Here is a 20,489-nt window from a genome sequence, read left to right on the forward strand (position 1 = left end):
GTGCCGCGCGGCCGACTGAGGGTGTATCTGGGCGCGGCGCCCGGAGTCGGTAAGACCTTCGCGATGCTCGGTGAGGGACGCCGGGCGAAGGAGCGCGGCCGGGACGTGGTCGTGGGGATCGTCGAGACCCACGGCCGCGTCCAGACCGCCGCGCAGCTGGAGGACCTGGAGGTCGTCCCCCGGAAGCTCATGGACTACCGGGGCGGTGCCTTCACCGAACTCGACGTGGACGCCGTCGTCGCACGCGCGCCCAAGGTGGTGCTGGTCGACGAACTGGCCCACACGAACGTCCCGGGTTCCCGCAACGCCAAGCGCTGGCAGGACGTCGAGGAACTGCTCGACGCGGGCATCCATGTGATCACCACGGTGAACATCCAGCACCTGGAGTCGCTCAATGACGTCGTACAGGAAATAACGGGGGTCCCCCAGCAGGAGACCGTTCCGGACGAGGTGGTCAGGCAGGCCGACCAGATCGAGCTGGTCGACATGTCGCCCGACTCGCTGCGGCGGCGCATGGCGCACGGGAACATCTACGCCCCCGAGAAGGTCGACGCCGCGCTGTCGAACTACTTCCGCGTCGGCAACCTGACCGCGCTGCGCGAGCTCGCGCTGCTGTGGGTGGCGGGGAAGGTCGACGAACAGCTCGACCGCTACCGCGCCGAACACGGCATCCAGGGCACGTGGGAGGCGCGGGAGCGGGTCGTGGTCGCGCTCACCGGCGGCCCCGAGGGCGACACGCTGATCCGGCGCGCGGCCAGGATCGCCGACCGCAGCAAGGGCGCCGACCTGCTGGCCGTGCACGTCGTCAGCGCCGACGGCCTCACCGGCGGCGACCCCGGCAACCTGACCCGGCAGCGCACGCTGGTCGAGTCGCTCGGCGGGACCTACCGCCAGGTCGTCGGCGACGACATCCCCCGGGCGCTGCTCGACTTCGCGAGCGGGGTCAACGCCACCCAGATCGTGCTCGGCGCCTCCCGGCGGGGGCGCTTCGCGCAGCTGCTCTCCCGGGGGGTGGGGGTCGAGACGACCGCGCAGTCGGGGTCGATCGACGTCCACATGATCACCCACGCGGAGGCGAAGCAGGGCCGCGCGCGCCGCCAGCGCTCGCGGGCCGCGCTGACGCGACGGCGGCGGATCGCGGGCTGGATCCTCGCGGTGCTGGGCATGCCGGTGCTGACGGGGGTGCTGCTCCCGTTCCGGGAGGATCTGTCGCTGCCGAGCGAGATCCTGTTCTTCCTGATGCTGACCGTCGGCGTGGCGCTCGCGGGCGGCACCTGGCCCGCCATCACCGCCGCCGTCGGCGGCTCGCTGCTCCTGAACTACTTCTTCACCCCTCCCCTGTACGAATTCACGATCAGCAACCCGGAGAACCTGTTCGCCCTGGTCGTCTTCGTCATGGTCGCGGCGGCCGTGGCCGCCATCGTCGACCTCGCGGCCCGGCGGACCCGGCAGGCGGCCCAGGCCAGCGCGAACGCCGAGATCCTGTCGGCCCTGGCCGGGCACGTGCTGCGGGGCGAGTCGGCGCTGCCGTCGCTGCTGGCGCGGCTCCGCGAGACGTTCGGGCTCATCTCCGTCACGCTCCTGGAGCGGCGGCCGGACGGCGGCGGGGTGCACGAGCGCTCCGACCCCTCGGCCTGGACCATCGTCGCCACGACCGGAGGGCCGCCCTGTATCACCCCGTCGAGCAGCGACACCGACGTCGTCATCGACGACGACCTGGTGCTCGCGGCCTGCGGCGACCTGCTCAACGCCGCCGACCGCCGGGTGCTGGAGGCCTTCGCGGCCGAGATCGCCGTCGCGCTGCGCCAGCAGCGCCTGACCGAGGCTGCCGAGCAGGCCAAACCGCTGGCCGCCGCCGACAAGATGCGCACCGCGCTGCTCGCCGCCGTCAGCCACGACCTGCGCACCCCCCTGGCCTCGGCCAAGGCGGCGGTCGAGTCGCTGCGCAACACCGAGATCGCCTGGTCGGCCGACGACCGCGCCGAGCTGCTGGCCACCGCCGACGAGTCGCTGGTCAAACTCGACCGGCTGGTGGCCAACCTGCTCGACATGAGCCGCCTGCAGGCCGGGGTGCTGGGCGTCACGCTCGTGCCCGTCGGGCTGGAGGAGATCGTGCCCCGCGCGGTCGACGACCTCGGACCGCTGGGTGACCGGGTGGAGACGTACATCTCCTTCGACCTGCCCGAGATCGTCGCCGACGCGGCGCTGCTGGAGCGGGTGCTGGTCAACCTCATCTCCAACGCGGTCCGCTACAGCCCGCCGGGAGCGAAGGTGCTGGTCTCCGCCAGCATGCACGACGACCGGATGGAGATCCGGGTGATCGACCGCGGCCCCGGCATCCCGCCGGACGCGCACGAACGGGTCTTCCAGCCGTTCCAGCGGCTCGGCGACCGTGACAACCACACCGGTGTCGGCCTCGGTCTCGCCCTGTCGAAGGGCCTGACCGAGGCGATGAACGGCACCCTCACCCCCGAGGAGACCCCTGGAGGAGGCCTCACGATGATCCTCACCATGCCGGTCAGGGAGCAACCGTGACCAGGGTCCTCGTCGTGGACGACGAACCGCAGATCCTCCGCGCCCTGCGCATCAACCTGGCCGCCCGGCGCTACGAGGTGCACGAGGCCGCGACCGGCGCCGCCGCCCTGCGCGTGGCCGCCGACGCCCGCCCGGACGCCGTGATCCTCGACCTCGGCCTGCCCGACCTCCCCGGAGTGGACGTCGTGCACGGGATCCGGGGCTGGAGCACGGTGCCGATCCTGGTGCTGTCGGGCCGGACCAGGAACCAGGACAAGGTCGAGGCGCTGGACGCCGGGGCCGACGACTACATCACCAAGCCGTTCAACATGGAGGAACTCATGGCCCGGCTGCGGGCCGTGACCCGCCGGGTCAGCGTGGAGAAGCCGGGATCGACGCGGGTGACGGTCGGCGGCCACGTCGTGGACCTGGCGAACAAGACCGTCTCCGGCGACGTGAAGCTGACGCCCACCGAGTGGCACCTCCTGGAGATCCTGCTGCGCAACCCCGGCAGGCTGGTGGGCCAGCGGCAGCTGCTGATCGCGGTGTGGGGCGAGCGGTTCGTGAAGGAGACGCACTACCTGCGGCAGTACATGGCCCAGCTGCGGCGCAAGCTGGAGCCGGACAGCGCCCGTCCCGTGCACCTGATCACCGAACCCGGCATGGGCTACCGCTTCCAGCCCTGAACCCGCACCGATGAGTTTTCCGAGCCCCGCCCGTCTGTATGGGAAACCGACTCACGGAAGGCCCGAACGATGCGGAAACTGATCTTCGCCATGAGCGTGACCCTGGACGGCTACACCGCCGCACCCGGCGACGACCTCGGCTGGAGCGGCGGGGATGGACCCGACTCGTCGTCGAGCGACGAGCTGTTCCAGTTCTGGTCCGATCGGGTGGCGGCGACCGAGCTGTCGCTCTACGGGCGCAGGCTGTGGGAGGCGATGAGCCCCTACTGGCCGACCGCCGACCAGCGGCCGGGCGCCACCCCGGCGGAGATCGAGTACTCCCGCCGCTGGCGGGACCTGCCGAAGGTGGTGTTCTCCTCGACGATCGACAAGGTCGACTGGAACTCCCGCCTGGTCACCGGCGACGCCGTCGCCGAGATCACCCGGCTCAAGGCCGAGGACGGCGGCCCGATGGACATCGGCGGCGCGACGCTCGCCGCGGCGGCCATGCGGGCCGGGCTGATCGACGAGTACGTGCTGGTCACCATGCCGGTCCTGGTCGGCGGCGGCACCCCGTTCTTCACCGCCCTGGACTCCTGGGTGAACCTGAAACTGGTCGAGACCCGGACGTTCCCCGGCGGCGTGCTCCTGACCCGCTACGAGACGAGGCGATGACGACCGCCTGATCACAGCGTCGCGGGCAGGCCCAGCCAGGGCTTGCCCGCGGCGTCGAACCCGGTGAGCTCGGCGATCCTCCCGTCGACGACGTGCAGGACCGCCATCGTGTAGAGACGGTATTCGGGGTCGCCGGGCGTGCGGAGGTACAGCGCGGCGGCGGGCATGCGGTTGACCGTCGTCGCGACGCCGCGCCAGTCGTCGTGGCCGGGCCGGAAGAGGCCGCCGGAGACCCAGCCCTCCACCGACTCCTTGGCCGTGACGACCAGGGCGTTCGCGTCGGGCAGCATCGCGAAGCGCAGGTCGTCGCGGAGCAGGGCCGTCAGCGCGGCGAGGTCGTTGCGCTCGTGGGCGTCCATGTACGACCGCACCACGCCGCGCTCCTCGTCCGACAGCTCGTGCGTGGCGGGGCTCCGCCAGTCGAGGCGCCGGCCGGGCAGCTGCTCGCGCATCGTCACGCGCGCCCGCTGGAGTGCGCTGGTCACCGAGGCGACGGTCAGCTCCAGGACGTCGGCGGCCTTCGGCGCCGGCCAGCCGAGGACGTCGCGCAGCACGAACACCGCCCGCTGCCGCGGCGGCAGGTGCTGGACGGCGACGATGAACGCCAGCTCGATCGTCTCCCGCGCCACCACCGACTCCTGCGGGTCCTCCGGGAGCATCCGGTCGGGGTAGGGCTGGAGGTGGACCGGCAGCTCGGCGGGCACGGGCGTGCGGTCGTCGCGCTTCTCCAGGAAGTCGAGGCAGGCGTTCGTGGCGATCCGGTAGAGCCAGGTCCGCACCGCGGCGTGGCCCTGGAACGACTCTCGCTTGTGCCAGGCCCGCAGGAACGTCTCCTGCGTCAGGTCCTGGGCGTCGTCGTAGTTCGCGAGCATCCGGTAGCAGTGCACCTGCAGCTCACGCCGGTAGGGTTCCGTGACGAGCGCGAACCGCGCCGGATCGCCCGGCAGCCTGGCGTCGGTCATGGTCGTCGCTCCTCACACCTCGATCTGCGAACCCATGATGACCGTCCGCTCGCGGGGCAGGCCGAAGTATCCGGCGGCGTCGGCGGTGATGTACGAGGTGGCGATGAACAGGTGCTTGCGCCAGGTCGTCATCGTCTTCGCGGGGCCGCGCCGGAGTTCGATCTTCGACAGGAAATAGGACGTCTGGCCCCGCCGGGCGTCGAGGCCGGCCAGGACGCCGGGCACGTCGGGGACCTCCATGTAGCCGTAGCGGGCGGTGACGTGGACGATCCCGTCGTCGGCGTAGCCGAGGTCGTCGACGGTCACCCGCTCGGCGGGCGGGACGCGGGGCACGGGTTCGGTCTCGATTGACATGATCACGACGTTGTCATGCAGCACGTGGTTGTGCTCCACGTTGGCCCGGAGGGCCAGCGGCGCGGTCTCCTTGCCCCGGTTGAGGAAGACGGCCGTGCCCGGCACCCGCCGCGTTCCGGCCTCGGCGCCGTGCAGGCGGTCGATGAACTCGCGCAGGGAACCCTCGTGCCGTTCGCGTTCGGCGGTGACGATCGTGCGGCCGCGCTGCCAGGTGATCATGACGGTGAACGCGGCGACGCCGATGGCCAGCGGCAGCCAGGCGCCGTGCACGAGCTTGGTCAGGTTGGCCGCGAGGAACGCCAGGTCGACCAGCAGCAGGAGGGAGCCGAGGCCGATCAGCCAGCGCGGGGTCCCCCACATCCAGCGGGCGACGACGAGGAACAGCAGCGTGGTGATGGTGATGGTGCCGGTCACCGCCATGCCGAACGCGAAGGCCAGCGCCGCGGAGCTCTGGAAGGCGAACACCAGTGTGAGCACGGCGACCAGCAGCAGCCAGTTGATCCACGGGACGTAGATCTGGCCGACCGTCGACTCGGAGGTGTGGGCGATCTTGAGCCGGGGCAGGTAGCCGAGCTTCGCGGCCTGCGCGGCGACCGAGAACGCGCCGGTGATCACCGCCTGCGAGGCGATCACGGTGGCGGCCGTGGCCAGCAGGACCATCGGCAGCCGTCCCCACTCGGGCACGAGCAGGAAGAACGGCCCGGCGATGTTGGCCGGGTCGTCGAGGATCAGCGCGCCCTGGCCCATGTAGCTGAGGACGCACGCCGGGAACACGAGGAACAGCCAGCCGCGGGTGATCGAGCGGCGGCCGAAGTGGCCCATGTCGGCGTAGAGCGCCTCGGCGCCGGTGACCGCCAGCACGATCGCGGCCAGCGCGAAGAAGGCGATGCCGAAGTTCCCGGCCAGGAAACCGATCGCGTACGTCGGCGACAGCGCCTTGAGGATCTCGGGGTGACCGGCGATGCCGACGACGCCGAACGCGCCGATGGCGGTGAACCAGGCGATCATCACCGGCCCGAACAGCCGCCCGACCGCCGCCGTCCCCCGGCTCTGCACCATGAACAGCGCCACGATGATCACCGCGGTGATCGGCACGATCCAGGTCTCCAGCGACGGCTCGACGAGCTTGAGCCCCTCGACCGCCGACAGCACCGAGATCGCCGGAGTGATCATGCTGTCGCCGAAGAACAGCGACGCCCCGAAGATCCCCAGCGCCGCCAGCGCGAATGTGTTCCGGCCGCTCCGCCGCACCAGCGTGATCAGCGCCATGATGCCGCCCTCGCCGTCGTTGTCGGCGCGCATGGCCAGCAGCACGTAGGTGACCGTGACGATGATCGTCACCGACCAGAAGATCAGCGACACCACGCCGTAGACGTTGCCGGTGCTGACCGGGACCGGATGCGGGTCGGCCGGATTGAACACGGTCTGGATGGTGTAGATCGGGCTGGTTCCGATGTCGCCGAACACCACTCCGAGAGCGGCGACCACCACGGCGAGCCGCACCGGATTCCGGTCGTGAGTCACGACTCGGACGATACCGGCCCCGAAGGTCGTCACCGCGAGAGCGGCATGCGGAGGAATCGGTCGGCTCGGCTTGTCGGCGGCCCGCTCATATACGTATGCTTATGCGTATATCGAGGAGGATGGATGATGCCGAACAAGACGATCTACGTCTCGGACGACGACCTGCCGCTCTTCCAGCGGGCCCAGGACCTGACCGGCGGCAAGCTGTCGGCCGCCATCACCACCGCCCTGCGCCGCTACGTCGAGACCGAGGAGGGCCGGGCGGAGGGCTACGACGAGATCACCCTGAAGGTCGGGCGGGGCGGCGCCGTCCGCAGGCAGCGCTTCTCCGGCGTGCTGCTCGGCGAGTGGGGCCGCACGGTGGGCGGACGCGACGAGCAGTACCGGGTCTACCGCTCCCGCCAGGGCAAATACGTTTTGCACGTCGAACGCGGGCCCGAATACACCGACAGCATGCCCCGGGACGCCGGCGACTGGGTGTCGGGCCTGTTCTCCCGCGAGGCGCTGCGCGTCTATCTCGGCCTGGCCGACTCCGACTGGGGCTTCGTCCAGGGCGAGGCGACCCTCGACGTCTTCGCGACGGTCGAGGAGCTGCGCGGCCGGGTGCCGGCCGAGTTCTACGACCTCATCACCGACCTCGGCCGGAGGCCCACGGTCGAGGACCTGGACATCTGAAGCCTTCGCTATTCAGCATTGCTATATACCGGTAGTCGGTGTTACTTTGTAGTGGTAGCTAGCGACACCAAGTAGCGCGTTAGCGAGACCCCCATTCACAACCAGCCGGTCGGCGCGTGGATCTCCCATGCCCTCAGTCGCCGGACCAGACAGGAGAGCCCGATGAGTCAAGCGATCCAAGTGCGAGGCTTGGAGAAGTCGTACAAGGAACTGAAGGTCTTGAAAGGCGTCGACTTCGAGGTGGCGCGCGGCAGCATCTTCGCGCTGCTCGGCTCGAACGGCGCCGGGAAGACGACCGTGGTGCGCATCCTGGCCACGCTGCTCAAGGCCGACGCGGGGACCGGGGTCGTCAACGGCTTCGACGTCACCGCCCAGGGCGCGAAGGTCCGCGAGTCGATCAGCCTGACCGGGCAGTTCGCCGCCGTCGACGAGATCCTCACCGGGCGCGAGAACCTGGTGATGGTCGCCCAACTGCGGCACCTCAAGAACCCCGGCAAGATCGCCGACGACCTGCTCGCCCGGTTCTCGCTGACCGACGCGGGCGCCCGCAAGGTCGGCACCTATTCGGGCGGCATGCGCCGACGCCTCGACATCTCGATGAGCCTCATCGGGAACCCGCCGGTCATCTTCCTCGACGAACCCACGACCGGCCTCGACCCCGAGGCCCGCCTGGAGGTCTGGGCGGCGGTGAAGGAACTCGCGAGCCAGGGCACGACGGTCCTGCTCACCACGCAGTATCTGGACGAGGCCGAGCACCTCGCCGACCGCATCGCGATCCTGCACGAAGGCAGGATCCTCGTGAACGGCACCCTCTCCGAGCTCAAGCAGCTCCTCCCGCCCGCCAAGGTCGAGTACGTCGAGAAGCAGCCGACCCTGGAGGACGTCTTCCTCTCCCTCGTGAGCACCGGTAAGGACCGATGATGACCAGGTATTTCTTCGCCGACACCAGTGTCCTGCTGGGGCGCTCCCTGCGTCACATCTCCCGCAGCATGGACACGATCATCACGACCACGATCACGCCGATCCTGTTCCTGCTGATGTTCGTGTACGTCTTCGGCGGCGCGATCCAGACCGGTTCGGACTCCTATGTGAACTACCTGCTGCCCGGCATCCTGATCATGACGGTCGCCTCGGGCATCGCCTACACCGCCTACCGGCTGTTCCTCGACATGCAGGGCGGCATCTTCGAACGCTTCCAGTCGATGCCGATCGCCCGCTCGGCCGTGCTGTGGGCCCACGTGCTGACCTCGCTGGTCGCCAACATGATCTCGCTCGTGGTCGTGGTGCTCGTCGCGCTGCTCATGGGCTTCCGCTCGTCGGCCGGACTGGCGTCGTGGCTCGCGATCGCCGGCATCCTGATCCTGTTCACCCTGGCCCTGACCTGGCTCGCCGTCATCCCCGGCCTCACCGCCAAGACCATCGACGGCGCCAGCGCCTTCTCCTACCCGCTCATCTTCCTGCCGTTCCTCAGCTCGGCGTTCGTCCCCACCGACACCATGCCGACCGTGGTCCGCGTGTTCGCCGAGAACCAGCCGGTGACCTCGATCGTCAACGCGATCCGCAACCTCTACACCGAGCAGCCGGTCGGCACCGACATCTGGATCGCACTGGGCTGGTGCGCCGGCATCCTGGCCGTGACCTACTTCTTCGCGATGGCGGCGTACCGCCGCAAGATCTCCTAGCGGTACGCGCGGCTCAGTATCGCCACAGGTGCGCGGCGACGATGTCCTCGACGGACTTCCCCTCGGCCCACGCCTGGTCGGAGGCCCGGACGGCCGCGAAGGCGCCCAGGAGTTCGTCTCCCAGGACCTCGCGGATCCGCGCGGAGCCAAGCAGGGCCGCCCGCTGCTCGTCGGGGGTGGCCGGCAGACGATGGATGCCCAGCTCTTCGCGACGCTCCTCGGTCCAGCCGCCCGGGTTCTCCTGGACGGGCGGCGGCGGGGTGAGACCCTCCGCGATCCCCGCCAGGCCCGAGGCGATGACGACGGCCAGGGCGAGGTAGGGGTTGGCGGAGGCGTCGGACGGCTTCAGTTCGACGTTGGCGTGGGGCGCCCCGAGCAGCTCGGTGGACGGCACGAACCGCAGGGCCGCCTCCCTGTTCTCGACACCCCAGAAGGTGTAGGCGCTGGAGAAGTAGCCGGGCCGCAGCCGGTGCAGCGACGGCACGCTGGGGGCGGTGATCGCGGCGATGGCGGGCAGGTCGCGCAGGAGCCCGGCCAGGTAGGCGGCTCCGTCGGCGGTCAGGCCGTGGAGGCCGTCGCCGCCGGAGAGCAGGTTGACGCCGTCGCGGGAGACCGAGGTGTGCAGATGCCAGCCGTTGCCGATCTCGGCGGCGTCGACCAGGGGCGCGAAGGCCGCCCGCAACCCGTGGGCGCGGGCGGCGGCGTGGATGGTCTGCCGGGCCAGCAGCTGCCGGTCGGCGGCGGTCATCGGGTCGGCCGGCGCGATCGCGAGCTCGAACTGCGCGGGCCCGACCTCGGCGTGGAACTGCCCGACGGGAATGCCGTGGTCACGCAGATCGCGGAGGAGCTGGGCGGCGAATTCGTCCACTTCGAGAAGGATCCGCGGCCCGTATGCGGGCCCCTGGACGGCGAGCGGGCCGTCTTCACGGCTCAGACGGAATTCCAGTTCGTAGCCGGCCCGGAACTCCAGCCCCGCTTCGGCGGCCAGCGCGACCTGGCGTTCGAGCACTCCCCGCTGGTCGTAGGGCCAGGGCGAGCCGTCGGCGGCGATCTGGCGGCCGGGCGCCCACGCGAACCCGGGCTGCCCGGCCAGCCGGACCTGCCGGTCGAGCACCGGGACGAGCCGGATGTCGCCGGACGGGGTGCTCAGCCCTTCGTGCGCGAAGGTGATGCCGTCGTGGGAGTCGAACACGGCGAACAATGTGGAGACGCCGACACCGATCCTGGCCGCGTCGGCGGCCTGCTCGATCGGAATGGTCCGCGAGCGCGGAATGCCGTTGTTGTCGGCCCAGGCGATGATGAGGCCGACGACGTCGTCTTCCCTCGTCGCGTTCTCTGCCATGAATCGTCTCCCCCCGGAACGACCGAGATTACCGCGCGAGACGGCAGGGGAACGCATTGTCATCGCATGTCACGGCCAAGTTCTCCGCGTTCATCGGCGACGGGTCAAGGGCGTCACGATGAAGTACTCGGCCACCAGCACGTTGCCCAGGATGGACGCCCACACGGCCGAGGTGTAGATCGCCTCGAACCCCAGCGACGGGGCCAGCTGCAGACCCGCGAGCAGGTAGATCCGCAGGGTGACCGCCGCGAACGTCAGCGCGTAGTTCCGGATCATCCACATCCGGTGCGCCTGCACCTCGCCCCGGCGGATGCACCGGTAGGCCATGGCCACGGTGTACAGCCAGGCCGCCACCAGGATGAAGAACGCGACCTGCACCGCGAAGCCGCTGATCGTCACCACCGCGTTGACCACGGCCGCGATCGACGCGACCACGATCGAGATCATGTAGATCCGGCCGATGACGCGGTGCAGCTTGGGCCGGCTGGTGCGCAGGCGCTTGACGAACTGGAGCGGACCCAGTGCCAGGGCGAGGCCACCCGGGACGGCGTGCACCATCAGGGACAGGTAGTGCAGCGCCACGTCCGGGTTGAGCGGCAGCGGGGCGTCGGCCGCGTCTCCGGTCAGGTAGGGCGGCACCGACCCGACGGCGAAACCGGCCGCGGACAGCGCCATCAGCCCCCACAGCGCCCACCACTTCCGGTTGCGGGTGGCGCGTGCTCTCGTCGGGTCCTTCACGGTCTCGGTTGACATGCACCTCAACGTAGAAGCGGCCGGTCTCGGCGGACATGCGCCCGATTGCGGTCGATCGATCAGTTGTTGCGGTAGGCCGAGGGGCGGAGACCGGTGTGGCGCAGGAAGGCCGTCGACAGCGCGCCCGGGGTGGCGAATCCGCACCTGGGGGCGATCTGCTCGATGCTGAGGGACGTGGTGGTCAGGAGGTGCCGGGCGCGCTCAATGCGTAATCGGGTGAGGTGGCGGTGGGGTGTCTCGCCGGTGGCCTGCCGGAAGACCCGGACGAAGTGGTAGACGCTCAGATGGACCTCGGCGGCGATCGCGGCCAGGGTCAGGGGTTCGGCCAGGCGGTCGCGCATGACGGCGGCGGCCACCCGGACGGCGGCGTGCTCGGGGCCGGGCAGGCGGGCGTACCTGCCTAGTGTCAGGACGTGGGTCGAGAGGAACGCCCCGGCCGACTCCGCGTACAGGTCACCGGCGCTTCCGGCGCCGGGGAGTGCGCGGAGCACCTGCTCGACGACCGGATCCCCCGCCTGGAGGGCGGCGGACAGACCCTCGAAGTCGGGGTCACGGCCGCCCAGCGCACGGGCCGCCTCACTGACGGCGGACGAGGGGATGTGCACCTGGACGGTCTTCAACCTCGACGTCGCCCGGTAGGTGAAGCGGGTGGCCCGCCCGGGGACCATGAGCTCCAGGTGGCCCGGCACCCATCGCCGCTCGACGGGCCTCCCGCCGGCGTACAGCCGGACGTCGGCGTTGCCCCCCACGCACAGCACGAGGTGCAGGTCGGAGACCGCGGGCAGCGGAAGGTCCTCGGCCTCGGTCGCGTGGTCGAAACTCTGCACCAGCAGCGACCGCCAGCCCGCGGTGTCCCAGCTGTTGTACGTGTGCCGCACATACGCCGGTGTGTCGAAATCGGCGTACGACGAGGTATCGAAGTCAGGCGAATCGAACACACCACGAGCCTAGTGCGGCCGTCTCGCCGGAGCCGTTGCGCCGGACGAGCCAGGCATCGGTGATGTGGGTGAACATCGCCTCGGCGGCGCCGTCGGGGTCACCGGCGGCGATGCGCTCACAGATGCGCCGGTGGCCGAGGTTGGAGGCGACGCACAGCGATCGGTCGGTGCGGCCCTTGTAGCGGGCGGTGGTGACCACCTGGTTCTCCAGGGAGCGCACGACCGCGCGGGCGATGCGGTTGCCGGACGACTGCATGATCGTGTCGTGGAAGGCGCGGTCGTGGACGACGTAGGTGGCGGGGTCGTCGACGAGTCCGTCCATGCGGTCGACCAGCGCGCGGAGCCTGGCGACGGTCTCGGCGGTGGTGATCCGGGCGGCGACGTGGGCCATGTCCGACTCCAGCAGGCGCCGGGTGACGACGAGGTCGTCGAGCACCACGATGCCGTCGTCGTGCTCGATCGTCGCGGCGAGGACGAGTTCGTCGAGCATGTTCCACTCGGTGGGCGGGGTGACGATCGTGCCGCTGCCCTGGCGGATCTGCACCAGGCCCTTCTCCTGGAGGATCTTCACCGCTTCACGGACCACGGTCCGGCTGACGGAGAACGCCTCGCACAGCGCCGGTTCGGGCGGGAGCGCGGTGCCCGGCGGGTGGACGCCGCGGACGATGCGCCCGACGAGCTCGCCGGTGAGCGCCCTGGCCAGGTTGGCCGGACGTTTCGTCCACGTGGGAGACGCCTCGTGAGATGCGGACATACGTCAATAATACGTCACACGTCATACGATTTGGCGGCATCGAGGGCCTCGCGGGTCAGCATCAGCAGGGGCTTTCCGGTCGAGGCCGCCAGGCTCGCCAGGTCCTCATACTCCGGTTTGACGCCCCAGGGGCCCTGTTTCATGCGCACGGTCCGGCCGTACAGCTCGATCGTGCGGACGCTTCTGGGGAGGGTGACCTTCTCCACCTGGCTGCGGCGCAGCCCGAGGGTCCCGGTCTCGGCGAACAGGAGGTTCTCCAGGCGGTCGGCGATCTCCGTGGCGACGAGCACGTGCAGGACGTGGGCCGGACGGCCCTTCTTCATGATCGCGGGGGTGACCCAGGCGTCGGCGGCACCGGCCTGCAGCGCCCGCTGGATGACGTGCCCGAGCAGCTCTCCGGTGACGTCGTCGAGGTTGGTCGACAGGACGATCTGGTGCTCCGGCGCGGCCACGGGACGGCCCAGCACGGCCACCACGACGTTGGGCCGGTCGGCGAGCCGCCGGGTTCCGGCGCCGTAACCGACGGAGCGCACCTCCATGGGCGGCGCCGCGCCGTAGACGGTTCCGGCGGCGCGCAGCAGCGCGGCGCCGGTGGGGGTGACCGACTCCTGCTCGCCGCCGCCGCGCACCTGCGCGCCCTGGAGCAGGGCGAGCGTGGCGGGGGCGGGCACCGGCAGCACTCCGTGGCGGGTCTCGACGCTGCCGCCGCCGAGCGGAAGCGGCGCGCAGTACACCTGCGTCACGCCCAGGTCGGCCAGCGCGGCGGCGCAGCCGACGATGTCGATCAGCGTGTCGTGTCCGCCGAGTTCGTGCAGGTGGACGTCGGCGGCGGGCACCCCGTGCAGCGCGCCCTCCACCTTCGCGATGGCCCTCAACGCCTCCACGGCGACGGTGAGATCGGTGCGGGCGGCCATCTCGATCAGGGTCGCGGCCGGGCGCTCCGTCGCGTCGTCGTCGACGTCGATCCGGACGCGCACCGCCATGAGCGCGCCGGTGCGCACGTCCTCGGTCTCGAGCCGCCATCCGGTCAGGCCGGTCAGGGTGACGGCCCGCCGGACGGCGTCCTCCGAGGCCCCGGCGGACAGCAGCGCGCCGAGCAGCATGTCCCCGGCCAGGCCGGTGAACGGGTTGAGGTAGAGGATCAACGGTGCCTCCGGGTGAGACGGTAGGCGGCGAGCGCGGCGCCGAACCCCGAGTCGATGTTGACCACGGTGATCCCGGCCGCGCAGGAGGTCATCATGGCGAGCAGCGCCGTGACGCCCTCCAGGGCCGCGCCGTAGCCGGTGGACGTGGGGACCGCGATCACCGGCGTCTCGACCAGACCGCCGACGACGCTGGCCAGCGCACCCTCCATCCCGGCGACGACGATCACGCTGTCGGCCGCCCGGAGGGTGTCGGTCTCGGCGAGCACCCGGTGGACGCCCGCCACCCCGACGTCCCTGATCACGGTCGTCGTCAGGCCGAGGGCGGTCGCGACGGCGGCGGCCTCGGCGGCCACCGGGCCGTCGGCGGTCCCGGCCGTCACCACGGCCACCGTGTGCCCGATCGGCCGGGCCCCGCGCCACACCATCAGCCGGGCGCCGGCGTCGTGGGCGCCGCCGGGGACGAGCGCGAGCACCCCGGCCGCGGTCCCGGGCCCGGTCCGCGTCACCAGGACCGGGCCGTCGTTGCGGTCGAGCAGGACGCGCACGATCCCCGCGATCTCGCGCATCTTCTTGCCGGGCCCGTAGACGATCTCCGGCACGCCCTGACGGGCCTGTCTGTCGAGGTCCACCCGGGCGTAACCGAGGTCCACGGCTACTCCCCCGCCAGGTACGGAATCGTCATCGGACCCTCCGGCAGCACGCACACCCGGCCGGGAAGGTCCCGGACAGTGGCCGCGATGTCGTGGGTCTGCTCCAGATGAGCGGCGGCCAGATCGGCGTCGCTCAGATGGGAGGTGTGGACGATGACGCGCGCGTGGCGCTGGATGCGCGCCTGGATCTGCACCTGCCACTGGTCGGGGACCGTCCGCGCGCGGCCGGAGATCTCCTCGAACAGGGCGTCGGGTGAGGCGGCGGAGGTGAGCGTCTCCCGGTAGGGGCCGTGGTCGGGGAACCCGTCACGGCACTCGGCCGCGCAGATGATCACCCCTCCGGGCCGGACGATCTGGGCGGCGGCGCTCATCCCCTTCACCGCCTGGTAGAGGTTCTGGTCGAGCGGGAACCCGGCGTTGGTGGTCACCACCACGTCGAAGGGCGCGGGCACCGGCCGCATCGCGGCGGAGCGGGCGGCGGCGATGGCGGCGGCGTGCATCGGCAGGAGGTCCCCGCCGAACGCCTGGACGATCTTCTGCTCCCGGTTGAGGACGACGTCCAGGGAGAAGGTGACGCCGGTCCCCTCGGCGATGGCCCGGACGTCGTCGTGGACCGGGTTGCCCTGGGTGATGCCCCAGGCGGCGCGGGGGTCGCCGATGCGGGCGGCGTCGTGGAGGGTGAGCACGGTCTCCAGCGCGGCGAGGCCCGGCGCGACGAGTTTCGGGCCTCCGGAGAACCCGGCGAAGAAGTGCGGCTCGACGAAGCCGGTGGTGATGCGCACGTCGGCGTCGGCCCATGCGCGGTTGAGCCAGACGGGCACGTCCTTGCCGAAGCGGCCCATCCAGCGCAGCGAACTCTCGTCGCGGGCGTCGTGGTTGACGATCCGGACGGTGTCCACGATGTCGTCGCCGAACATGGCGCGCAGTTCGGGTTCGGTGTTGCCCCGGTGGGTGCCGGTGGCGACCAGGATGACGACGTCGTCGAGGTCGACCAGGCCGTCGAGCTCGTCCAGGATCGCGGGGATCATCAGGTGCCGGGGCTGCGGCCGGGTGCCGTCGCACGCGGAGATCGCCACCGTCCGCCCCCGGCGCACGCGCTCCCGCAGGGGCGGTCCGGCCACGGGTTCTCGCAGGGCGCGCCGCAGCTCGGCCATCTCATCCGCCGCCGGGGGCCGGGTCACGGGGGTGACCACGGTGGTGCGGTCGTCCGGGAAGTCCACGGCGAGGCCATCGGCGCCGTAGGCGAGGTCGACGCGCATCACGGCGTCCTCGGCCGGAGGCGGAGTGCGGCCATTCCCCCGTCGACGGGCAGTTCGATGCCGATCGTCGATCCGGAGGCGGGACCGGCGAGGTAGGCGACGGCCTGCGCCACCTCCGGCGCGCTGACCAGGCGGCCGTGCGGCTGGCGGGCGCACAGGGCGGCCCTTTCGGCCTCGGGGTCGGGGGCGGCGTCCAGCAGGCGGCCGACCCAGGGGGTGTCGACGGTGCCGGGGGTGACGCAGTTGACGCGGACGCCCTCGCGCACGTGGTCGGCCGCCATCGCCCTGGTCAGCGCCAGCACCGCTCCCTTGGACGCCGAGTAGAGCGCCCGCTGGGGCAGCCCGGCCGTGGCGGCGATCGAGCAGACGTTCACGATGGCCGCGTGCGGGGATTTCCACAGGTGGGGCAGGGCCGCCCGGCTGACGCGGACGATCCCGAGCACGTTGAGGTCGAGCACGCGCAGCCACTCGGCGTCGTCGTTGTCGGCCACCGTGCCCTGGGCGCCGATGCCGGCGTTGTTGACCACCACGTCGATGCGGCCGTACCGCCCGGCGACCGCCTCGACGGCCCGGCGCACGGCGGCGTCGTCCGTCACGTCGCAGAGGAAGTCGGTGCCGGTGACGTCCAGGACCGCGACCTGGGCGCCCCGGGAGGTCAGTTCCTCGGTCACCGCGCGGCCGATGCCGGAGGCGCCGCCGGTGACGACGGCGACCAGGCCGCCGAATTCGCCGCTCATGCCTGTCCCATCCTCTGGCGCTGACGGCCGAGGCCGTCGATCTCGACCTCGACGACGTCGCCCGCGCGCAGGTACGCCTGCGGTCCGCGGCCGAGGGCGACCCCGGCCGGGGTGCCGGTGTTCACCACGTCGCCGGGTTCCAGGACCATGAACCGGCTCAGGTACCAGATGACGTGGTGGACGCCGAAGATCTGGTTCTTGGTGCCGCCGTTCTGGCGCGGCTCACCGTTGACCCACAGGCGCAGGCCGAGGTCCTGGGGATCGCCGACCTCGTCGGGCGTGACGAGCCAGGGTCCGAGCGGGTTGAACGTCTCGCACGACTTGCCCTTGTCCCACTGGCCGCCGCGCTCCAGCTGGAACTCCCGCTCGGAGACGTCGTTGGCGACCGCGTACCCCGCGATCACCCCCGCCGCCTCCTGCGGCGAACTCAGGTAGCGGGCCGTGGCCCCGATCACCACCGCGAGCTCCACCTCGTAGTCGGTCTTCACGCTGCCGCGCGGCACCAGGACCTCGTCGTCGGGGCCGACGACGGTGCCGGGCGCCTTGAGGAAGACCACCGGTTCTGCGGGGATCGCCGCTCCGGTCTCCTCCGCGTGGTCGGAGTAGTTGAGGCCGATGCACACGACCTTCCCCGGCCTGGCCACCGGTGCGCCGACTCTCTCGTACGCGCCCACCTCCGGCAGCGCGCCCGCGGCGAGGGCGGCCCGCACCCGCTCGACGCCTCCTCCGGAGAGGAAGGCACCGTCGATGTCCGCCGTCAGCGACGACAAGTCCAGCACCCGCCCCGCAGAGTCGATGACACAGGGCTTCTCTTCGCCCGGCCGACCCACCCGGCACAACTTCACGTCCCGCCTTCTTTCGTTCGAGGATCCGTGGGTCCCCGGGGCCGGCGCCCTCCCAGACGCCGGCACCGGGGAGGTCTGTCAACTCACGGTGAAATCACTGAAGTTGAACTGGCCCGTCACGCCCGCCGCGTGGGAGGTGGCGATGAGCCCCGTGTCCTGGCGCTCGGCGATGCCGGGCAGGGTCGCGGTCGGACCGACCTTGGTCCACGTGGTGCCGTTCTTGGAGTAGTAACCGGCGACCGTGTTACCGGCCCGGACGAGCCGGACCCAGACCGGGGCGGTGACCCCGGAGGCGCCGCTGAACGAGTCGAGGTAGCCGTTGCCGTTGGCGTCCCACTGGAAGGCGACGCCGTTGCCCGGGGTGGCGACCATGACCGCGTACCCCGGCGAGGTCCCGGTGCCGGTGGCGTCGTTGCGCAGGACGACCCCCGCCTTAGCCCAGGCGTTGGTGTTGTCCATGCGGGTGACCTGCGCGGTGACGGTGGACGTGGCGCCGGCCGCGTCGTCGCGGTAGATGGCGCCGAACTCGTCGAACGAGCCGCCGGCGTCCTGCCAGATGTCGGTTCCCGCGGTCATGACGACGAACTGGGAACCGAACTCGGCGAACTGGCTGGGCACCGAGGCGTGGCTCTTCATCGACGTGAGCGGGTTCAGCGCCGTGATCGTCAGCGACCGGTCGACCTTGAGGTCGGCCTGGTCGGCCCGTCCGGTCAGCGCCGCCTTGATCTCGGCGCGAGCGACCGGGGCGGGCACCGAGGCGGGGGCGGTGACCTTCCACGTCTCACTGCTGGAGACGCCGGAGTCGATGCCGTACCGCACCGGCTTGCCGACCCGTTCGGCCTGCCAGCCGTCGGGGACGGTCAGGTCGACCGCCAGCTCCGAGGCCCGGCGCTCGCTGAAGTTCCGCACGGTGACCGTGACGGTCGTCGACCCTCCACCCTGCACGACCAGCGGATCGGCGGTGAGGACGGCGCCCACGGCGGGCCGCTGGGGGTCGGTCGTGCCACCGGGACCGGCGTTGTAGACCACCCGGCTCGCCTCCAGCGGAAGCGTGGCCTCGGTGACGATCTGGTTCCCCCGCACGACGTTGCCCCGCTGGCCGTTGACGAGGCCGGTGATGCCGGAGTTGGTGGCGACGTTGTCGATCAGCGTCAGGTCGCCGGTGCGGTTGCCGTTCTGGTTGTTGGCGTGCGCCCACTGGCCCGCGGTCCTGACCAGCACGTTCCTGCTGGCGCTGATGTAGCGGGAGCCCTCGTCGAAGTAGAGCCCGAGCTGGCCGCTGTTCTCGCAGTAGTTCTCGTCGATGACGCTGCGCGGCATGGCCGAGAGCGTGTAGATGCAGCTCGCGTCGAAGAGGGTCTGCACGACGTTGCGCACGTGGTTGCCGACGACGCGCACGTCACTCAGGGTCGTCGGGGTGTCGAAGACGGGCTGGAAGTCGTACAGGCCCCGGGGGACGTACTCCGGGTTGCCGCCCGGGTCGTTGGCGCCCCAGCCGTAGCCGAGCCCGATGCCGGTGTAGGGCAGGTCGGCCACGTAGTTGTGCTCGAGGGTGAGGCGGGTGATGTAGCTGGCGAAGATGCCGGCGTTGTCGAGGTAGTCGAGCGCGGTCGCGTGGACGCGGTTGCCGCGGAGCGTGATGTCGCTGTTGACCATGCGCGGGTCGGAGGGGTGGTGCGCGTCGGGGCGGACACCGCCGACCATGATCCCGCCGCCGGCGCTGGCGGTGAAGGTGCTCCCCGTGACCGTCACCCGGTGGGCGCCGAGCCCGACGCCGCTGGCGTGGGCGTTGGCGTCGTTGCCGATGCCGAGCGCGATGGAGCCGAGGTTGACGAAGGTGCTCCCGTCGATGGTGACGTCCTCGGCCGCCGAGATCTGGACGGCCGAGGCCATCTGGGCCCATCCGTTGCGCGAGCCCTCGAAGCCCCGGCAGCCGAACGCGCAGGAGGTGAAGGCGTCGGCGGGGCGGTTGGGCTGGACGCCGCTGATGAACACGCCGGTCTGCTGGTTGGCGTACCCGTCGTTGGTGCTGGGGTGCAGCCAGGAGGTGCCGGTAAAGGTCAGGTTCTCGAAGCGCAGGTTCTGGGCGGGCTCGTCGTAGGTGCCGCCGACCTGGAGCAGCGACTCCAGCTTCGGCAGCTCGACCTTGGCCTGCGCCATGTCCTGGCCCGCGAGCGGCTTGTAGTAGAGCACGCCCGCGGTGGTGTCGAGGTACCACTCACCGGCTTCGTTGAGGAAGCTCTTGGAGTTCTGCAGGAAGAACGTCGCGGGGCGCAGCGGCTGCTGGATGGTGTCGTAGCCGTAGGTGTTGTTGTTCCACGCCGGCTGCTGCATCACGACCGTGGTCCCGGTGATGCTCTCCACCGGGGTGAACCGGTTGGTGAACGACAGCATCGCCCGGAGCTCGATGCGCTTCTTGTCCGGCAGCCCGGCGAGGTAGGCCAGGGAGGCGTTGTTGAGGGTGAAACCGTTGGCGTTCAGCGTGATGTCGCTGCGGTTCAGCCGGAGCTGGGCCCGCTGGGCGAGTTTTCCGTCGACGTAGAGCTGGCGGGTGTCGAAGCCGGTCCCCACCGCGGCCTTGTAGACGCCGCTCGCGGCGTCGTCGAGTTCCCAGCCGGTGATCGGGGTGGCACCGCTGATCACAGGCTTGGCGTCTCGGGCCGCGGTCCAGGTGACCGTGGTGCCGTCGGCGGGAGAGTCGGCGGCGTCCAGGCGCAAGGGCGAGGTCAGCCGGTGGACGCCGTCGCCGAGTTCGACCGTCACGTTGACGTCGCCCTTGGCGATGGCGGCGCGGACGCGTCGCTGCGCCTCGGCCAGGGTGGCGAGTGGTTCGTCCCTGCGGCCCGAACCGTCGTCGTCGGCACCGGCGGTTCCGGTGGCCGCGACCACGATCGTCTGGCTGACGGGGGCGGCGTGGGCGGGGGCGGTGAGCAGCCCGGCGAGCAGGAAGGCGGAGACGAGTAAGGAGACACGGGGCATGGGTAGGGGAGACACGGCGGGTGGTTCCTTTCTTCC

The 20,489-nt window shown here is 71.0% G+C and carries 18 protein-coding genes; 6 read left to right on the plus strand and 12 right to left on the minus strand.

Annotation, left to right across the window (positions count from 1 at the left end; all coding sequences use genetic code 11):
* The 3 genes from ACYQ78_RS09550 (at position 1) to ACYQ78_RS09560 (ending at position 3,854) form a co-directional block, all read left to right on the plus strand.
* On the plus strand, positions 1-2,535 hold the full coding sequence (locus ACYQ78_RS09550; protein WP_459800381.1) for a DUF4118 domain-containing protein: 2,535 nt from the start codon (positions 1-3) through the stop codon (positions 2,533-2,535).
* Positions 2,532-3,200 (plus strand): response regulator, encoded by a 669-nt coding sequence (locus tag ACYQ78_RS09555; RefSeq protein ID WP_459800382.1) that lies wholly within the window; start codon positions 2,532-2,534, stop codon positions 3,198-3,200. The genes ACYQ78_RS09550 and ACYQ78_RS09555 overlap by 4 nt, the downstream gene beginning before the upstream one ends.
* Before the next feature lie 69 nt (positions 3,201-3,269).
* Entirely contained in the window at positions 3,270-3,854 is a 585-nt protein-coding gene (locus tag ACYQ78_RS09560; protein WP_459800383.1) for a dihydrofolate reductase family protein, read from the plus strand.
* 11 nt (positions 3,855-3,865) lie between these two features.
* Here the strand turns inward: ACYQ78_RS09560 and ACYQ78_RS09565 are convergent, their stop codons facing one another.
* Positions 3,866-4,816, minus strand: coding sequence for an RNA polymerase subunit sigma-70 (locus ACYQ78_RS09565; RefSeq protein WP_459800384.1), 951 nt, complete (start codon positions 4,814-4,816; stop codon positions 3,866-3,868).
* A 12-nt stretch (positions 4,817-4,828) separates the two neighbouring features.
* A complete protein-coding gene (locus tag ACYQ78_RS09570) occupies positions 4,829-6,694 on the minus strand; it encodes a potassium transporter Kup (protein ID WP_459800385.1) in 1,866 nt (621 codons plus the stop codon).
* A gap of 123 nt (positions 6,695-6,817) precedes the next feature.
* Here ACYQ78_RS09570 and ACYQ78_RS09575 point away from each other — a divergent pair, with 123 nt between their 5' ends.
* The 3 genes from ACYQ78_RS09575 to ACYQ78_RS09585 all read left to right on the plus strand — a co-directional run bounded on the left by ACYQ78_RS09575 (position 6,818) and on the right by ACYQ78_RS09585 (position 9,051).
* Complete coding sequence (locus ACYQ78_RS09575) at positions 6,818-7,369, plus strand: EXLDI protein (RefSeq protein ID WP_459800386.1); 552 nt, start codon at positions 6,818-6,820, stop codon at positions 7,367-7,369.
* Positions 7,370-7,531: 162 nt separating this feature from the next.
* Complete coding sequence (locus ACYQ78_RS09580; RefSeq protein ID WP_459800387.1) at positions 7,532-8,290, plus strand: ABC transporter ATP-binding protein; 759 nt, start codon at positions 7,532-7,534, stop codon at positions 8,288-8,290.
* Positions 8,290-9,051: an ABC transporter permease gene (locus ACYQ78_RS09585; RefSeq protein WP_459800388.1), complete on the plus strand. Its 762-nt coding sequence runs from the start codon at positions 8,290-8,292 to the stop codon at positions 9,049-9,051. Before ACYQ78_RS09580 ends, ACYQ78_RS09585 begins: the two co-directional genes overlap by 1 nt.
* Positions 9,052-9,064: 13 nt before the next feature.
* Here the strand turns inward: ACYQ78_RS09585 and ACYQ78_RS09590 are convergent, their stop codons facing one another.
* The 10 genes from ACYQ78_RS09590 to ACYQ78_RS09635 form a co-directional block, all read right to left on the minus strand.
* Entirely contained in the window at positions 9,065-10,393 is a 1,329-nt protein-coding gene (locus ACYQ78_RS09590) for a type I glutamate--ammonia ligase (protein ID WP_459800389.1), read from the minus strand.
* A 90-nt stretch (positions 10,394-10,483) separates the two neighbouring features.
* Positions 10,484-11,146: a DUF2306 domain-containing protein gene (locus tag ACYQ78_RS09595; protein ID WP_459800390.1), complete on the minus strand. Its 663-nt coding sequence runs from the start codon at positions 11,144-11,146 to the stop codon at positions 10,484-10,486.
* A 59-nt stretch (positions 11,147-11,205) separates the two neighbouring features.
* Positions 11,206-12,084, minus strand: a complete 879-nt coding sequence (locus tag ACYQ78_RS09600) for a helix-turn-helix domain-containing protein (protein ID WP_459800391.1) — start codon at positions 12,082-12,084, stop codon at positions 11,206-11,208.
* A complete protein-coding gene (locus ACYQ78_RS09605; protein ID WP_459800392.1) occupies positions 12,068-12,838 on the minus strand; it encodes a FadR/GntR family transcriptional regulator in 771 nt (256 codons plus the stop codon). The genes ACYQ78_RS09600 and ACYQ78_RS09605 overlap by 17 nt, the downstream gene beginning before the upstream one ends.
* A gap of 14 nt (positions 12,839-12,852) precedes the next feature.
* Positions 12,853-13,983 carry a nickel pincer cofactor biosynthesis protein LarC gene (larC, locus tag ACYQ78_RS09610; protein WP_459800393.1) on the minus strand — a complete coding sequence of 377 codons (1,131 nt, stop codon included), beginning with the start codon at positions 13,981-13,983 and terminating at the stop codon, positions 12,853-12,855.
* Positions 13,980-14,633: a nickel pincer cofactor biosynthesis protein LarB gene (gene larB / locus ACYQ78_RS09615; RefSeq protein ID WP_459800394.1), complete on the minus strand. Its 654-nt coding sequence runs from the start codon at positions 14,631-14,633 to the stop codon at positions 13,980-13,982. Before larB ends, larC begins: the two co-directional genes overlap by 4 nt.
* Before the next feature lie 2 nt (positions 14,634-14,635).
* Positions 14,636-15,892 (minus strand): nickel-dependent lactate racemase, encoded by a 1,257-nt coding sequence (gene larA / locus ACYQ78_RS09620; RefSeq protein ID WP_459800395.1) that lies wholly within the window; start codon positions 15,890-15,892, stop codon positions 14,636-14,638.
* Complete coding sequence (locus ACYQ78_RS09625) at positions 15,892-16,629, minus strand: SDR family NAD(P)-dependent oxidoreductase (protein ID WP_459800396.1); 738 nt, start codon at positions 16,627-16,629, stop codon at positions 15,892-15,894. Before ACYQ78_RS09625 ends, larA begins: the two co-directional genes overlap by 1 nt.
* Positions 16,626-17,474 carry a fumarylacetoacetate hydrolase family protein gene (locus tag ACYQ78_RS09630; RefSeq protein ID WP_459800397.1) on the minus strand — a complete coding sequence of 283 codons (849 nt, stop codon included), beginning with the start codon at positions 17,472-17,474 and terminating at the stop codon, positions 16,626-16,628. Before ACYQ78_RS09630 ends, ACYQ78_RS09625 begins: the two co-directional genes overlap by 4 nt.
* Positions 17,475-17,552: 78 nt before the next feature.
* The gene (locus tag ACYQ78_RS09635; protein WP_459800398.1) at positions 17,553-20,453 is read right to left on the minus strand and encodes a hypothetical protein; all 2,901 of its coding nucleotides are present in this window, start codon (positions 20,451-20,453) and stop codon (positions 17,553-17,555) included.
* Positions 20,454-20,489: the final 36 nt, after the last annotated feature.

The sequence above is a fragment of the Herbidospora sp. RD11066 genome (genome assembly GCF_054661255.1).

What these genes read in the sequence shown, in the direction of transcription:
- ACYQ78_RS09565 (WP_459800384.1), bottom strand. Translation starts at nt 4,816, where the DNA reads ATGACCGACGCCAGGCTGCCGGGCGATCCGGCGCGGTTCGCGCTCGTC.
- ACYQ78_RS09635 (WP_459800398.1), bottom strand. Translation starts at nt 20,453, where the DNA reads ATGCCCCGTGTCTCCTTACTCGTCTCCGCCTTCCTGCTCGCCGGGCTG.
- ACYQ78_RS09590 (WP_459800389.1), bottom strand. Translation starts at nt 10,393, where the DNA reads ATGGCAGAGAACGCGACGAGGGAAGACGACGTCGTCGGCCTCATCATC.
- ACYQ78_RS09580 (WP_459800387.1), top strand. Translation starts at nt 7,532, where the DNA reads ATGAGTCAAGCGATCCAAGTGCGAGGCTTGGAGAAGTCGTACAAGGAA.
- ACYQ78_RS09575 (WP_459800386.1), top strand. Translation starts at nt 6,818, where the DNA reads ATGATGCCGAACAAGACGATCTACGTCTCGGACGACGACCTGCCGCTC.
- larA (WP_459800395.1), bottom strand. Translation starts at nt 15,892, where the DNA reads ATGCGCGTCGACCTCGCCTACGGCGCCGATGGCCTCGCCGTGGACTTC.
- ACYQ78_RS09625 (WP_459800396.1), bottom strand. Translation starts at nt 16,629, where the DNA reads ATGAGCGGCGAATTCGGCGGCCTGGTCGCCGTCGTCACCGGCGGCGCC.
- ACYQ78_RS09585 (WP_459800388.1), top strand. Translation starts at nt 8,290, where the DNA reads ATGACCAGGTATTTCTTCGCCGACACCAGTGTCCTGCTGGGGCGCTCC.
- ACYQ78_RS09605 (WP_459800392.1), bottom strand. Translation starts at nt 12,838, where the DNA reads ATGTCCGCATCTCACGAGGCGTCTCCCACGTGGACGAAACGTCCGGCC.
- ACYQ78_RS09560 (WP_459800383.1), top strand. Translation starts at nt 3,270, where the DNA reads ATGCGGAAACTGATCTTCGCCATGAGCGTGACCCTGGACGGCTACACC.
- ACYQ78_RS09595 (WP_459800390.1), bottom strand. Translation starts at nt 11,146, where the DNA reads ATGTCAACCGAGACCGTGAAGGACCCGACGAGAGCACGCGCCACCCGC.